The organism is Mesorhizobium sp. BHbdii (assembly GCF_053848045.1).
The window spans coordinates 1-481 of sequence record NZ_JBSPKX010000165.1 but is presented as its reverse complement, the minus strand read 5'-3'; the positions used below and the strand labels follow the sequence as shown (position 1 = coordinate 481).

General features: G+C 66.9%; 1 protein-coding gene. It reads left to right on the top strand.

Translation table 11 applies throughout. The features are described 5' to 3' along the window. A partial coding sequence (locus tag ACWTU8_RS32420) for a polysaccharide biosynthesis/export family protein (protein WP_455851324.1) occupies positions 1-481 on the top strand: 481 nt, incomplete at both ends.

The following is a 481-nucleotide window of genomic DNA, read 5'->3' as shown; positions in this document are numbered from 1 at the left end:
TGGACGGCGGTGAACGGCGAATACACGGTCGGCCCCGCCGGCACGCTGTCGGTGCCTTTCGTCGGCGAGTTGCCGGCGGCCGGCAAGACCACGGCGGAAGTCGCAGCGGCAATCGGCGAGGCGCTGCAGCACAAGCTCGCTCTGTCGGACAAGCCCGAGGCCTCGGTCGAGATGGCGCAATTCCGGCCCTTCTATATTTCGGGCGAAGTGCAGAACCCCGGCCAGTTTCCCTTTGTCCCCGATCTTACGGTGTTGAAAGCGATCAGCGTCGCCGGCGGCATCAGGCGCAGCGCCGACTACGGCCCCCAGCTCGGCAAGGACCTGGTCACCGCCAAGGGCAATTTCGATATCTCCGACGACCAGCGCGTCCGGCTGCTCGTCAGGCGCGCCCGCATCGATGCCGATCTGGCCGGCAAGGCAAGCTTCGAAGCGCCGAAAGAGGTCGAAGGCGATCCGCGGCTGCCGACCATCGTCGCCGACG